This window comes from Reinekea marina, from assembly GCF_030409715.1.
Classification (GTDB): Bacteria; Pseudomonadota; Gammaproteobacteria; order Pseudomonadales; family Natronospirillaceae; genus Reinekea; species Reinekea marina.
In genome coordinates this window covers 2,447,634-2,461,573 of sequence record NZ_JAUFQI010000001.1, presented here as the reverse complement: position 1 = coordinate 2,461,573, position 13,940 = coordinate 2,447,634, and the positions used below count along the sequence as shown (strand labels likewise).

Here is a 13,940-nt window from a genome sequence, read left to right as displayed (position 1 = left end):
AAACCAAATCATTAAATATTAATCACATAAAACGCACACTAATAAGCGTTATAACTATAAAAAGTAGGCCTCATGAGAACTGATACTGCACGTACTATTCGATTAAAAGATTATAAAAAGCCAGATTACACCATTAAAAAAACAGATTTAACGATTCAAATTTTTGAAAACTACACGCAAGTTGAATCAACGTTGCATATGCATAAAAATCCCGAAGTAGTGGGCTTCCCTGTTTTACAATTAAATGGCATAGATCAACAAATACAGCAAATACAATTAGATGAACTGGTATTAACCGAATCCGATTATCAATACGAAGATGAGCTGCTTACGGTTCAGCCAGGCAAAGATGAGTTTGTATTTAAAAGCATTACTCACATTAAGCCTAATGAAAATACATCTTTAGAAGGTCTGTACCAGTCGGGCACCATGATTTGTTCTCAATGTGAAGCCGAAGGGTTTCGAAAAATCACCTTCTATTTAGATCGCCCAGATGTAATGTCTGTATTTACGACACGAATCGAAGCGGATGCAAAGCAATATCCAATATTGCTGTCTAACGGAAACCCCGTAGAGCAAGGTGAGCTAGCGGGCGGACGTCACTTTGCAACGTGGCACGATCCGTTTCCAAAGCCTTCTTATTTATTCGCCGCGGTAGCAGGCGACTTGGTTCGTCATGATGATGTGTTTGTAACTCAATCAGGGCGAGAAGTATCGTTACGTATATTTGCCGAAGCGCACAATGCACATAAAACTGATTTCGCGCTCGACTCCTTAAAGCGATCTATGGCTTGGGATGAAAAACGCTACGGTCGTGAATACGATCTTGATATTTTTATGATTGTAGCCAGTGACTTTTTCAACATGGGAGCAATGGAAAATAAAGGTCTTAATATTTTTAATTCCGCTGCTGTGTTAGCGTCTCCTGAAACTTCAAGCGATGATCGTTTTGATCGAATTGAAGCGATTGTTGCGCATGAGTATTTTCATAACTGGAGCGGTAACCGAGTTACCTGTCGAGATTGGTTTCAATTAACCTTAAAAGAAGGTTTAACGGTTTATCGCGATTCACAATTTACCGCTGATACTCATAACGCAACCGTGAAACGCATCAGCGATGTTGACATGCTAAAAGCGGCCCAGTTTTCAGAAGATGCCGGTCCAAATGCGCACCCGATTCAACCTCAAGAATACGTAGAAATTAATAACTTTTACACCGCCACTGTTTATGAGAAGGGCGCAGAAGTAATTGGCATGATCCATACCATCTTAGGTGAGGCATTGTTTCGTCAAGGCACAGACCTCTACTTTGAAACTTTTGATGGTCAAGCGGCTACTACAGATGACTTCATAGGCTGTATGGAAAAAGTCAGTGGGCATGATTTTACTCAATTTAAGCGCTGGTATGTTCAAGCCGGTACACCTAATGTTGCGGTTGAAGAAAGCTTTGATGCCAACGCTGGTCAATACAAGTTGACGTTTACTCAAAGTTGTCGGCCAACGCCAAACCAGCCAGAAAAACGTCCGTTTGTTATTCCTGTAAAAATGGCGTTATTAAGTGAACAAGGAAAAGAGCTTCCGATCTCATGCGACGGAGACTTTAATTCTGACACCTCAGTGTTATTGCTAAAAGAAGCAACAACAGTGGTGACGTTTAGTGGCTTAAACGCTAAGCCGGTTGCCAGCCTTTTCCGAGATTTTTCTGCGCCTGTCACTGTAGACATGGCTTTATCGGATCAAGATCAAATGACGCTCGCTACTAAAGACAGCAATGCATTTAATCGTACCAATGCATTGCAATCTGTTTTTGTGGAGGTTATCCGCAAGCTTAATGCTGATATTGATAGTGCCATTCCAGAATCAGTTGATGAATTGATAAAAGCGACGTTAGGCGATGGTTCATTAGTTGATGCTGTTAAAGCGCAAATGATCACTTTGCCAAGTTTTGCGGTATTGCGAACAATGTTCTCGCCGATAAATGCTCAAGCACTGGCTTTTGCAAGAGAAAAGTTGAAGCGCCACATAGCAGTTACTTTTGCAGAGCAATGGCAGCAATTAGCGAATAGTTTAGCCAGCGCTCAACCTTATGAATTTAACGCTGCAGAAGCGGGCCGAAGAGCGCTTCATGGCACGGCTATTTCCTATTGGGTGAGCTCAGGTCAAGTTGAGGCCATTAACTTCGCGGAAGCATTGTACCGCGCAGCCGAAAACCAATCGGATCGGCTCAACGGCTTGCAAGCGGTGCTGTCTTCAGATGATCAAGAGCGCTCAGAGAAGCTTCTGACACACTATTACCGACAGTGGAAAGACGATACCCAAATGGTTGAAACTTGGTTAGCACTTAACGCTGGGCAAAAAAGCTTTGATGTTGCGCAAGCAAATGCGCTGATGGCGCATGAAGCGTTTGATTTAACCAATCCAAATAAAGTACGTTCAGTGTTGGGGGCATTTGCCTCAAATTTTGAAGCGTTTCACGCTGGAGAGGTTGGTAATTATCAGTTTATAGCGGAGCAAATTGTGAAACTTGATCAGGTTAACCCACAAGTTGCAGCACGCTTCACCAAGGTGTTGGAGAGCTGGCGCGTCTTTACTGAAGATCGCGGAGTGCCCATGAAACAAGCCTTAGAAATGATCGTTTCTACAGATGGTTTGTCACCAGATGTGAGCGAACTGGCCATGAACGCATTAAAGTAACCTGAAGAAAATATACGCAGCAAAAAGCTTGCGTTCAAAGGGCTAAGGGCATTAATTGCGACTTAGCCTTTTTTTTGCCCTAAAAAATGACCATCTGCACTATTAGCTAACAAAATATAAGGTGAGACTAAAAGAAAACTCAGAAAAGGGAGAAATAAATGAGTAATTTAAACAGTCTGGTCGATACTTTTGCCAGCCCAGTCGTGGTTTTTAACCGCATAAAAGAAAACACATTGTCGGCTTGGATACCACTGCTGATCTTAGTAGCCGCAACCGCCGGAGTGTCTTTTTGGTACTTCCTTAGCATTGATTTATATCAGTTTATGGAAGCCAGCATGATCATGTCTGGACAGGAAGTTAATCCAGAAGAATTGAGTCAAATACTGCAAGCTGAAGCGATTATTCGGTGGTCCTCTGCCAGTATAGGCGCCGTCGCCACCTTAGTTGTGTATCTAATCATTGCGCTTTATTTCTTTTTAATGTCGATGTTGGTCGCAGAAGACAAAATTGGCTTTGGGCGATGGATGGCCGTAGTCGCATGGGGTAGCTTGCCGAGCTTAATATCGTTGATCAGTATTGCGGTATCTTACGCGATGGTTACGCCTGGGTTTGAATTGTTTCAAGCGCTTGATAAAACATCGGTGGCTTCAATTATGGGGCTTAGTTTCGATGATGCCAACTTTAATGTACTTTCTACGCTAACATTAGGAACTGTGTGGGCCTATGTGCTTTATGGTTTGGGTTTTAAAGTACTGACTCGCTGTAAACCAATTACGGCGGTGGTTGTTGGTGTGGTACCTGCGTTGATTCAATTTGGCTTAATGTCGTTGTAAGAATTTTTGAAGGAAATTCCATATGAAAAAGCTCTTACTTGTTGTCATTATCGTGCTGGCGGTTGTTGGTTTATCTTATCTTGGTAACAATAAAAAAACCGACGAACCCGATACGGTTCAAACCTTTTCGGTCATTGAGCAACCCATTGAATCGACTGTATTGGCCAGTGGCCGTTTGACTTATGGTGATGAGTTTCAAATTCGATCTGAAGTGAATGCGCGTGTAGAAGAAATTACTGTAGAAGAAGGTGATTTAGTTAAAAAAGGTCAAGTGTTGATTCGATTAGATCAGGAGAGCTTTGAAACTGAAGTTGACAATCAGCAGACCAATGTTGCTTTGCGGGCTATCGATAAGGAGAGAGCACAACTGCGTATCGAGAGCTTGCAGATTCAATTAAATAGGCAATTGAAGCTGGCCTCGCAAGGGGCGGCTCAAGCCACAACGATTGAAGACATGGAGAATCAAATTGCGCAGGCAAAGGTCGATTTAAAAATGCAATCGTTATTGCAATCGCAAGCTCAGGAAGCGCTCGATCAGGCAAAGAAACGTCTAGAGAAAACCATCATTAGAGCCCCTGTTAGCGGGTTAGTGAGTGCCCTGGATATTAAAAAAGGTGAATTGGCCGTGTCAGGCGGGGCCGATATTTCGTTGATGACCTTGGTAGACCCGAGTGTTATTTTTACTGAAATTGACGTAGACGAAGCCGATATTGGTCACGTGTCACTAGGGTTGCCTGTGCGAGTATTTGCGGTAGCCTTTCTCGATGAAGAGTTAACCGGCGAAGTGACTAAAATTGCCACCAGTGCCCGCAATGTACCGGGTAAAAATTCTTTAGTGTTCCCCGTCGAGGTGAAAGTTCAAGGTAACGAGAACGTAACCTTACGCCCAGGAATGAGCACTCGGGCCGAAATAGTGAATCGTTCTGAGCGAAGCTGGCCTTTGGTGCCAATCGAAGCCATACAAGAGCAAACGGAAGGCGGTGAAGTTTCTTTTAAAGTGTTTATTGCAAAAGACGGTAAAGTCACGTCTAAAAATGTTGAGCTAGGTACCCAAGACGATCGATATCAGGCTATTAAGTCTGGTTTGTCGGCTTCAGATGAAGTGGTCATTGGTCCTTACCGTGTTCTTCGTACGTTAAAAGATGGTCAAGCCATAACGGTAAAGAACGATGACTGATTCGCAAGCACTTATATCACTGAACAAAATTCGCCGTACCTATCAAATGGGCGGTGAAACCTTGCACGCGTTGGACGGTATTGATATTGATATATCCACCAACGACTACGTGGCCATTATTGGCTCAAGTGGTTCAGGTAAGTCTACTTTGATGAATTTACTGGGCTGTTTAGATTCTCCTTCAGAAGGCCAATATTATTTAGATGGCGAATCGGTAGGTGACATGACTGGCAGTGAGTTGGCCCAAGTTCGCAATCGTAAAATTGGCTTTATTTTTCAAAGTTTTAACCTGCTACCGCGCGTAGATGCATTGCATAATGTCATGCAACCGTTGGTTTATCAGCGTGTAGGTTATAAAAAACGAAAGCAAAGAGCCCAAGCTATGCTAGAGCGAGTAGGGTTATCTAAACGCATGGGGCATCAACCGAACGAATTGTCGGGTGGGCAGCGCCAACGAGTCGCCATTGCGCGGGCATTAGTGACTCAACCTTCTATATTGCTCGCCGATGAGCCCACCGGAAACTTAGACAGTGCGACCAGTCACGATATATTAGATTTATTTGACGAACTGCAACGTGAAGGTCAAACCATCATCATGGTCACGCACGAGCCCGATATAGCCGAACGATGCCAGCGACAAATTAAATTAACCGATGGCAAAGTTGTTTCCGATATCCGCAATTCTGTTCAATTAGAAGGAGCATTGTAATTATGCTGATTCTATTTGAAGCGTTTCGTTCCGCTATTCGTGCCATCTTAGCCAGTAAAATGCGCAGCTTCTTAACCTCATTGGGTATTATTATTGGTGTGGCCAGTATTATTGCCGTGGTTTCGTTAGTAAAAGGGTTAGAAACGTCTATTACAGACCAGTTCGAAGGCTATGGTTCTAACTCACTTTTTATTCAACAAAAACGAGACAATTACGGACGTTTACAGGGTAACCTGACGGACGATGACCTCATTAAGCTGAGAGGAATTGACGGCATAGAAGTGATCTCGCCTCAGACATTTGTCTTTGAATACAATGGTGTGCAATACCAAGGCAAAGACCACAGCGCCGATGTTGTAGGTGTTATGCCAGACTATGCTGAGATGGACAGTTCTTATCCAGAAATTGGCCGGTTCATTACCACGGCCGATGCTAACGGAAGGAAAAAAGTGGCTGTTATAGGGGTTAAGGTACAAGAGGAACTTGGCTTACCTGAAAACCCCATTGGTGAGTTTATTCAATACGGACCCCATTGGTTAAAAGTCATCGGTGTATTAGAAAGTAAAGGCCAAATGTTAGGGCAAGATTTAGATAACTATGTCTACATTCCTTACCCTACAGCCATTTCAATTATGGGGTTTCAAAAACAACCCTTTGTTATTTTTGTGGCGCGAGTATCCGATGTAGATCGTATGGCGGCCATTACCGAGCGAGTGAAACAAACCTTGCGTCGGCAACACGGCATTAACGGTGATGAAGAATCCGACTTTACCATTCAAAGCTCCGATCAAGTATTAAGCTCTATTGGGCAAGTCACGCAAGTCATCACATTAGTGTTTGGCGGAATTGTCGGCATCAGTCTTTTAGTCGGCGGCATTGGCATCATGAACATCATGCTGGTGTCGGTTACGGAACGTACTCGCGAGGTCGGCATTTGCAAAGCGTTAGGTGCAACGCGCGCTGATATTTTGCTGCAATTTTTATTAGAAGCCGTCATCATCAGTTTAATTGGTGGCTTAGTTGGCTTGGCAATCGGGTTCGGTTTAGGCACAGCTATCGCCAGTATTATTCCAAACTTCCCGCCATCTGATGTGCCTGCCTGGGCCATTGCGTTGGCATTAGGTTTTTCAACAGGTGTTGGTGTGATTTTTGGTATTTTACCGGCCGCAAAAGCCGCACGGCTAGACCCTATTGACGCACTTCGTTATGAATAAAGACCACAATGAAAGGCGGTTGTTTACAGCCGCTGTCTTACCCGTATAATCAGGCGCTTAATTAATATTAGGTAGTTCTTATGTTTGCGGTGAAGCACTTGAGATTAGTCCAGTCATTATTGATGACAACTATGATGGTCACGATCATGACGGCAATAATTACTTGGGTAAATACAGGTGTAGACTCAGGCTTTCTCTGGCGCTGGTTGGGTGCTTGGGTCGTGGCTTGGCCAATTGCCTTTTCAGTGATATATCTTTTTGGGCCAACGGTACAAAAATTGGCGGTAAAGCTGTGTTCTAAAGCCTAATAAATTAGGCTTTAGAACGGACACCCATTAAACGATTGGGTGCGCCCACATATCGTACTCGTCGGCTTCTTCAACTTTTACTCTTAAAATATCGCCTGGCTTTAAGTGCGTTTGGTTGTCTAAAAACACCTGTCCGTCAATGTCGGGAGCGTCTGCTTTTGAACGCGCTACAGCGCCTTCTTCAACCACTTCATCAACGATGACATCAATCTCGGTGCCTACCTTGGCTTGCAATCGCGCGGCGCTGATGCGCTGCTGTACTGCCATGAATCGATCGTAGCGTTCTTGTTTAACGGCTTCATCTACATGGTTAGGTAATGCTGCCGCGGTAGCACCATCGACATTAGAATATTGGAACGCTCCCACTCGGTCTAATTGCGCTTCTTCTAAGAAGTCGAGCAACATTTGGAAATCGGATTCAGTTTCACCTGGGAAACCCACAATAAAGGTGGAGCGCAACGTAATGTCGGGGCAGATTTCTCGCCACTTTTTAATTCGGTGTAGAACCTTTTCAGCATGGGCAGGGCGCTTCATGGCTTTTAATATTGAAGGGCTGGCATGCTGAAACGGAATATCCAAGTAAGGCAAAATTTTATTTTCGGCCATCATAGGGATAATGTCATCGACATGTGGGTATGGGTACACGTAATGCATTCGCACCCAGGCATCGAGTTGTCCTAACTCTTCACACAATGCTTTCATCCGTGTCTGTATAGATTTGCCTTTCCACATGGCTTCGCGATATTTAGTGTCGACACCATACGCGCTGGTATCTTGAGAGATGACCAGTAATTCTTTAGTGCCACCTTTGACTAAGCTTTCGGCTTCCGTTAATACATCTGAAATTGGGCGGCTGACTAAATCGCCGCGAAATGACGGAATAATGCAGAAGCTACAACGGTGGTTGCAGCCTTCCGAAATTTTCAAATAGGCATAGTGCTTAGGCGTTAACTTTATGCCTGTATCGGGAACCAGTGATGTATAAGGGTCGTGTCTAGGCGGCACAACTTCGTGAACTTGCTTGACTACTGCTTCATAGGCGTGAGGGCCAGTTACCGATAATACACTGGGGTGTATTTCGCGTATATCATCTTCTTTAGCGCCTAAACAACCCGTTACTAATACTTTGCCGTTTTTGTTTAGTGCTTCACCGATAGTATCGAGGGATTCTTTGACCGCCGAATCGATAAATCCACAGGTGTTTACGATAACCACATCGGCGTTATCGTAGCTGGGGATGATATTGTAACCTTCGCTGCGCAATTGCGTGATGATACGCTCTGAGTCTACCGTGTTTTTGGGGCAACCAAGACTGATAAAACCGACATTTCCAGGCGCATCTAAGGTATGGCCTTCGGAAACATTGAATGTGTTAATGATATTGTCTTGGCTCATGCAAACCTCAGAGTAAAAGAAAGGGGCGTATTGTAATGGTTGTTAAGTATAGCTCAAGCAAAGAACGCTGGAAGGGAGTGAATAGTCGAGAGTTTGAAGTGTAAAGATTAGCGATGAAAGAGCGGAGCTAAATTTTAGAAGTTATAAACCTAATATAAAGAGAGTAGCCGTGTGGCTACTCTCTTGGTTGACTCAATAAGCTTTAGCTATTTACTTAGCCATTTTTACTCGGATAACAGCACGAACATCGTTGGTGTAGTTATCTTGGTGAATAAAGCCAACCATCGAAGGGTTATTCATCACCAAAGACATCATTTCAGCTTCGTTGGCTACCGCTTGTGGCGGAGAACCTTTGCCCGTAAACAATGATTTAGACCACAAACGCTTAAATTGCACCGGCTTTTGCTTTACGATTTCCTTTAGAAACACCAAAGTTAAATCATCGTCTTCAGCTAAAAGCAAAGGCACGGCATCTGTGCCGTCTTTAAACTCGGATGTTTTACCTAAATATAGGTTCTTAACCCATTTAGCATCAATTTTGCTGTTGTTCTCTGGGTGAACAATCACCAGTAAATCAGCCATTGCGCCAGCGGTTATACCAAGCGTTAGGGTGATCATTGACAGTACTTTCAATAATTTCATTTTTAATTTCATATTAATCACCCTTTAAAATACAACATCGACAGCGACTGAAATGGCTTGTGCATCGCCATAAGGAGACCATTTTCCATCAAGCCCTGTTGGCTCTTTGGTACTGTCTGTTCTAGTGGTGTACTCAATTTTTGCTGAAGCCGCAATATCGAAGTCCCAACGCACGCCAGCTGTTATGGCCGAAATATCATGTGCGTAGTCTTTTACGGCGATAGGGTATGGGTAACCATCTAGTTCAGGAAGCGTTGTCGTAGAATTGTCGCTTTGCTTAAATGAAGAATAAGTAACGTGAGGAGTAAAGTCTCCTACTCGGAGTCCTGTAGTAGCGAACCAAGCCGTTTCGTTATTGTTCGCATCGTTAATGAATTTTGTATAGGTGTATTCAGAATTCAAAAGGAAAGTACCATTATCATAAATGGCAGAGGCCGAGGTAAATGAGACCGGTAAATCAACTTCCATCACCATGTATCCGCCAGTATAAGGCGCAGCAGTTTCAAGAGCGCTACTATAAACCGGACGATTTGCCGTTACGTTTTCATCAACACTGTAAGAGCCGCGCAAACTTAAGTTACCGTTGTTCAGCGTAAGGCTACCACCTAAGATACTCTCGAACTCAACAAACGATTGTGTTTCTGGGTCAGTTCCGCTGGTTTCACCAAAATAGACAGACGCTGTTGTATACCAATCACCTAATAACAGGTTGTAGTCGGCGCTCACACCTTCTAGGTTGGTTAAGAATACGTTGTATACTTCAGCAGGTGGGCGAATCCAAACGTATGAATAGCCAAGGTCTAGCGAGCTAGAATAGCTGAATACTGGCATACGAATACGGCCAGCTTTAACGTCGATATCGTTCGTCAGCTCATAATTGATATAAGCCCACTCAAAGTTTACATCAAAGTCGTTACCTGCAAAGCCTGTTAACTGGGCTGTGGCAGATAAGCGATCGTTCACTTTTGATAAGGTTTGAATAGCCACCATGGTGTCTGGTTTAATACTCAATTCATTGTCATAAGTGCCGTAGTTGACCGGGTCTGTAATCAGCTCCTGGTCTTTTTGTAAGGTCATGCCCGCGCCGACAGATATAAATCCATTTAAGCGTGTCTCGAAGGCGTTGGCAGTAAAGGGGACAGCGGCTAAGCTAGCTAATGCCCAATGCGATAATTTCATAGGCCACTCCAAGTTTTATCGTTTTTATAATTTAAATTCATGTTCTATGGTCACAGTAACTGAATTTTCGTTTATCCACTGTGGGAAAGGGGAGAACCCACCCACGCGATCGGCAGCATCAAGCATTTCTTGGTTCAAAATAGCGTGACGTGTCTTTTTCTTTAGCTTGGCATTCGTTACAACGCCTTCTTTATTCACAGTGACTTCCATAGTAACCAAGCCCTGCTGTTTTAAATCTTGCGCCCAGAACGGGTACTCAATAGTTGCAGATATGTCCGCTTTGATCTGTTGTTTATAGTTTTGCCATGTTTTTGCTTGTTGTTCGGGCGTTAGCTCTTGATTCGTTTTGAGCGCGGCCGGTGGTTCTGGCATAGGGGGTACTTCGGCAACACGTTCTTCTAGCGTGAACTCATAATTGATCGCCATTTTTATTTGGTTGGCTTCTAAATCGGCCGGGAATGGTTTAAACGGCGCAGCGCGAGACACAGCGTCTTTCAACTCTTGCCCTAAAAGACCACTGTCTGTTGGGGTCAGCGAGGTAATCCCCACCATCTGTCCAGAAGAATTGACGATAAACTCAATTCGAATGACACCTTCTTGATTAAACTGTCGAGCCCATTCTGGGTAGGAGACGCGCTTGTAAATATCACGTTGAACTTCCCACTTATACAGGCGCTCAGCATAATCTTGAGCCAATTGCTGTTGTGTTTGACCTTCTTGTTGCTTGGCCAGTTCCGCGGCACGTGCTTCAGCGGCTTCTTGTGCGGCAATGGCTGCGGCTAGTTTGGCTTGCTCTGCTGCCAGCTTCGCTTTTTCTTCATCTGTAGAAGCGTTGTTCAACTGCTCTTGCTGCTTCTTCTTAGCTTCTTCGGCTTCTTTTTTGCGTTTAGCGGCAAGCGCAATAGCTGCTTTACGCTCTTCTTCTAAGCGTTTTTTCTCTGCGGCGGCTTTACGTTTAGCGTCTTCAGCGGCTTGTTGCTGTAGACGAAGTTCCTCTTCAGCTTTGGCTAATGCACGGGCGGCATCTTGTTGCGCGCGCTTCCAATTACCGACTAAATCTAAGCGTTGTGGGTTAATGCTGATGGTATCGAAACGCTCAATAAGCACATCTTTTTTAGAGGTGATGATGGCTTCGGTACCCAAAATATCTGATCGGAATAATCGGCTCGGAGGTACTTCGCCAATCCAAGTATTTAAAATAGCATTGAACAAGGCTTTATTAGGGTAAGTCAGTACCTGCCTTCCGTTAAGGGTCACAACTGTGCCGGCTTTGCTCGTGAAGTTCACTTCAATTTCATCGCCAATGGTAAGGTTCTCTTGCGGGAAGGTAGTAAATGCGATGGCGGCTTCGGTGAGCGATAAATTCTCTGCGAATGAATTGTTTAAAGCTAAATCTTGGCGCCAGAGTTGGTTGAACTTATGAGGCGACCAGCGCTTTGCGGTGACGCGAATCACCATTTTTTGCGGACGGCTATCAGCAAGCAGTGTTTCAGCATCTTGAATAGGGGTGGCTGTATACAGAGCACCTAGATAATATTCTTTATTTAATTGCTCATAGGCGGAAACACCGTTTAGGTAATTCTGAGCGTGAGACACATTTAAAAAACAAATGCTGAAGATTAAAATTATTATTTTATACATATACACCCAAAGGTTATTTACAGCGACATCAATGTCTTAGTGTAAAGAATATGGCAAGTTAAGAGAAATGGAAAGAATGAGGAACGCCTAATTAATGACCTTAAGTTATCAATTAGGAAAAAAAAGCCTATTAGGGGTGTTTTTATTAAGTAATGGAAGCATTTATTGACATATAGGCCTAAAACCCTAATCTGGAGCGTCAAAATAATAAAAAATTACGACTAAAGTAGGAGTCAAAATGAGCCGCACAATCGAACAATGGCTAGAAGCTTACGGTGAATCGCACCAAAATAAACGCAATAAACTCATCCATTGGCTTTGTGTGCCCGCGATAACATGGACTGTGTTGGCTCTGTTTTGGTCGGTTCACTTACCGTTTTCGGAATGGGCAAATTTGGCCGTTGTATTCAGTTTAGGCGCGCTGGCATTTTATAGCCGCATTTCTATCTCTATTGCATTAGGAATGGTGGTATTTACGCTGCTGTGTATTGGTTTAATCGTGTGGTATGAGGCCAGTTTCTCACTAGCATTGTGGAAAGTAGCGCTGTCTGTGTTTGTGGTTGCCTGGATTGGTCAATTTATTGGGCATAAAATTGAAGGCAAAAAGCCCAGTTTTTTTGAAGATATCCAGTTTTTACTCATTGGACCGGCATGGCTTCTGGGCTTTATTTATAAAAAGTTAGGCATTGCCCTTTAATTTTTGGGTTTGCTGTTTTGTGCGGCATTTAAAAAACCGCGCAAAATACTGAGCTCTTTTCGCGTGGGGCGAGCCCTTCGATACAGCGCTTTCAAGTGATCAAACGCCAACCCTGGGTGTTTTTCATTGGTAAAGCCGATGTCGTGCATGGTCTGCTCTAAATGTTCATGAAACAAAGCTAGCTCTTTATGTAGCGGGTATTCACTTTCTTGTGGCGCTTCGTTTTGAGCTGTGTTTGCTGCTTTAAATACTTCATAACAAACTAATTGCACTGCCTGGCTTAAATTGAGAACTGGATAGTCAGGGTTTGCGTCAATGTTCAGTTGAAAATGACATTGTTGAATTTCATCATTATGCAATCCCATGCGTTCGCGACCAAACACAATGGCTACATTGCCTTTGACTTGTTCTGCAACCACTTGCTGGCCACAGCTTTCTGCGCTTAAAGACGGTAGCTTTATGGTTCTATCGCGTGCACTGGTGCCAATTACCATGGTGCAGTCATCTATGGCTTCTTTAAGTGTTGATACCACAGTGGCTTGTTCTAAAATATCGGTGGCTTGGCCGGCGCGACTTGTGGCTTCTTCGCTCGGAAAATCAACCGGGTCTACCAAGGTGAGGTTGTGTAAGCCCATGTTTTTCATAGCACGAGCAACGGCACCAATGTTACCCGGGTGCCATGTTTTAATGAGGACAATTTTGATATTTAACGACATAAAAAAGCCAATAATGAGAATTGGCTGCATTGTAACAAGTTAAACGGCCTTGGCGAGCAGCAAAATACTCGCCTTGGTAACTTTTTAGGTAATTTAGTGGGTTATATAAACCGGCCCAACGCCCAACGCCCATACTATAACAGTGAGTGCCATTAAACTTACGAACATGACCATCGCAACGGTAATAATAGCGCTCGCAAAAACAAAGCCGCGCTCTTTAGGAATGTTCATTAAAATAGGCACACCTTCATATAAAAGGTACACAGCGTAAGCTATTGCAGCGAGTGCTAAAATTAAGTCTAACCATAAAACTGGGTAGAGCGCGGCGAAGCCGCAAATAAATAAAGGCGTACTGGTGTAAGTAGCCAGTGATATGCCTCGCAGCGGCGTGTTTTCAGTTTTGTCTTGATAAGTTACCGATAAAAAGTCGATGAATTTACCTAAAACCACTACGCCAGTAACCATTGCGCCATAAAAGAGTATGCACAAAACCATCGCACTTTGGGTGGTGAGTGTGTACACCGTATCTGACGAACCGACGGTCCACCCGACCTGAGTTGTACCAATAAAGCCGCAAATGGCAGGAATAAGTGCAAGCACTAAGGTGTGAGTCATGCAGTGTTGGCTGATGGTGACTTTTTCGTCTCGAATACGAGCCCATTCGTTGTCGGGGTTGCTGAATATCCCCACGATATGATTCATAAACATAATATCCCCTTACTGATTTTTATTGTT

General features: G+C 43.8%; 15 protein-coding genes. 7 read left to right on the top strand and 8 right to left on the bottom strand.

The features are described 5' to 3' along the window. The first annotated feature begins 72 nt into the window (after positions 1 to 72). From pepN to QWZ13_RS13265, 6 genes are all read left to right on the top strand, one after another. Positions 73 to 2,694, top strand: coding sequence for an aminopeptidase N (pepN, locus tag QWZ13_RS13290; RefSeq protein WP_290282184.1), 2,622 nt, complete (start codon positions 73 to 75; stop codon positions 2,692 to 2,694). A 158-nt stretch (positions 2,695 to 2,852) separates the two neighbouring features. After that, positions 2,853 to 3,527 (top strand): YIP1 family protein, encoded by a 675-nt coding sequence (locus QWZ13_RS13285; RefSeq protein WP_290282183.1) that lies wholly within the window; start codon positions 2,853 to 2,855, stop codon positions 3,525 to 3,527. Positions 3,528 to 3,549: 22 nt separating this feature from the next. Then, positions 3,550 to 4,704, top strand: coding sequence for an efflux RND transporter periplasmic adaptor subunit (locus QWZ13_RS13280; RefSeq protein ID WP_290282182.1), 1,155 nt, complete (start codon positions 3,550 to 3,552; stop codon positions 4,702 to 4,704). Continuing rightward, complete coding sequence (locus tag QWZ13_RS13275) at positions 4,697 to 5,413, top strand: ABC transporter ATP-binding protein (protein ID WP_290282181.1); 717 nt, start codon at positions 4,697 to 4,699, stop codon at positions 5,411 to 5,413. The genes QWZ13_RS13280 and QWZ13_RS13275 overlap by 8 nt, the downstream gene beginning before the upstream one ends. Before the next feature lie 2 nt (positions 5,414 to 5,415). After that, complete coding sequence (locus QWZ13_RS13270; RefSeq protein WP_290282180.1) at positions 5,416 to 6,627, top strand: ABC transporter permease; 1,212 nt, start codon at positions 5,416 to 5,418, stop codon at positions 6,625 to 6,627. Between the two features lie 80 nt (positions 6,628 to 6,707). Further along, positions 6,708 to 6,935, top strand: a complete 228-nt coding sequence (locus tag QWZ13_RS13265; RefSeq protein WP_290282179.1) for a DUF2798 domain-containing protein — start codon at positions 6,708 to 6,710, stop codon at positions 6,933 to 6,935. Between the two features lie 27 nt (positions 6,936 to 6,962). On the opposite strand, the gene rimO is transcribed toward QWZ13_RS13265, so the two are convergent. The 5 genes from rimO to QWZ13_RS13240 all read right to left on the bottom strand — a co-directional run bounded on the left by rimO (position 6,963) and on the right by QWZ13_RS13240 (position 11,995). Next, a complete protein-coding gene (gene rimO, locus QWZ13_RS13260; RefSeq protein ID WP_290282178.1) occupies positions 6,963 to 8,330 on the bottom strand; it encodes a 30S ribosomal protein S12 methylthiotransferase RimO in 1,368 nt (455 codons plus the stop codon). Positions 8,331 to 8,540: 210 nt separating this feature from the next. Continuing rightward, positions 8,541 to 8,984 carry a hypothetical protein gene (locus QWZ13_RS13255; protein ID WP_290282177.1) on the bottom strand — a complete coding sequence of 148 codons (444 nt, stop codon included), beginning with the start codon at positions 8,982 to 8,984 and terminating at the stop codon, positions 8,541 to 8,543. A 12-nt stretch (positions 8,985 to 8,996) separates the two neighbouring features. Next, positions 8,997 to 10,151 (bottom strand): hypothetical protein, encoded by a 1,155-nt coding sequence (locus QWZ13_RS13250; protein WP_215998729.1) that lies wholly within the window; start codon positions 10,149 to 10,151, stop codon positions 8,997 to 8,999. 24 nt (positions 10,152 to 10,175) lie between these two features. Further along, on the bottom strand, positions 10,176 to 11,792 hold the full coding sequence (locus tag QWZ13_RS13245; protein ID WP_290282176.1) for a TonB family protein: 1,617 nt from the start codon (positions 11,790 to 11,792) through the stop codon (positions 10,176 to 10,178). Positions 11,793 to 11,809: 17 nt separating this feature from the next. After that, on the bottom strand, positions 11,810 to 11,995 hold the full coding sequence (locus QWZ13_RS13240; protein WP_290282175.1) for a hypothetical protein: 186 nt from the start codon (positions 11,993 to 11,995) through the stop codon (positions 11,810 to 11,812). A gap of 35 nt (positions 11,996 to 12,030) precedes the next feature. Here QWZ13_RS13240 and QWZ13_RS13235 point away from each other — a divergent pair, with 35 nt between their 5' ends. Next, positions 12,031 to 12,489, top strand: coding sequence for an Mpo1 family 2-hydroxy fatty acid dioxygenase (locus tag QWZ13_RS13235; protein ID WP_290282174.1), 459 nt, complete (start codon positions 12,031 to 12,033; stop codon positions 12,487 to 12,489). Here the strand turns inward: QWZ13_RS13235 and QWZ13_RS13230 are convergent. The 3 genes from QWZ13_RS13230 to QWZ13_RS13220 are packed head-to-tail and all read right to left on the bottom strand — an operon-like array spanning position 12,486 to position 13,913. Beyond that, complete coding sequence (locus QWZ13_RS13230; RefSeq protein ID WP_290282173.1) at positions 12,486 to 13,235, bottom strand: RNA methyltransferase; 750 nt, start codon at positions 13,233 to 13,235, stop codon at positions 12,486 to 12,488. The two genes, QWZ13_RS13235 and QWZ13_RS13230, sit on opposite strands and share 4 nt — an antisense overlap. Then, positions 13,174 to 13,338, bottom strand: coding sequence for a hypothetical protein (locus tag QWZ13_RS13225; RefSeq protein ID WP_290282172.1), 165 nt, complete (start codon positions 13,336 to 13,338; stop codon positions 13,174 to 13,176). The genes QWZ13_RS13230 and QWZ13_RS13225 overlap by 62 nt, the downstream gene beginning before the upstream one ends. Next, positions 13,299 to 13,913, bottom strand: a complete 615-nt coding sequence (locus QWZ13_RS13220) for a Yip1 family protein (protein WP_290282171.1) — start codon at positions 13,911 to 13,913, stop codon at positions 13,299 to 13,301. The genes QWZ13_RS13225 and QWZ13_RS13220 overlap by 40 nt, the downstream gene beginning before the upstream one ends. Positions 13,914 to 13,940 lie beyond the last annotated feature (27 nt).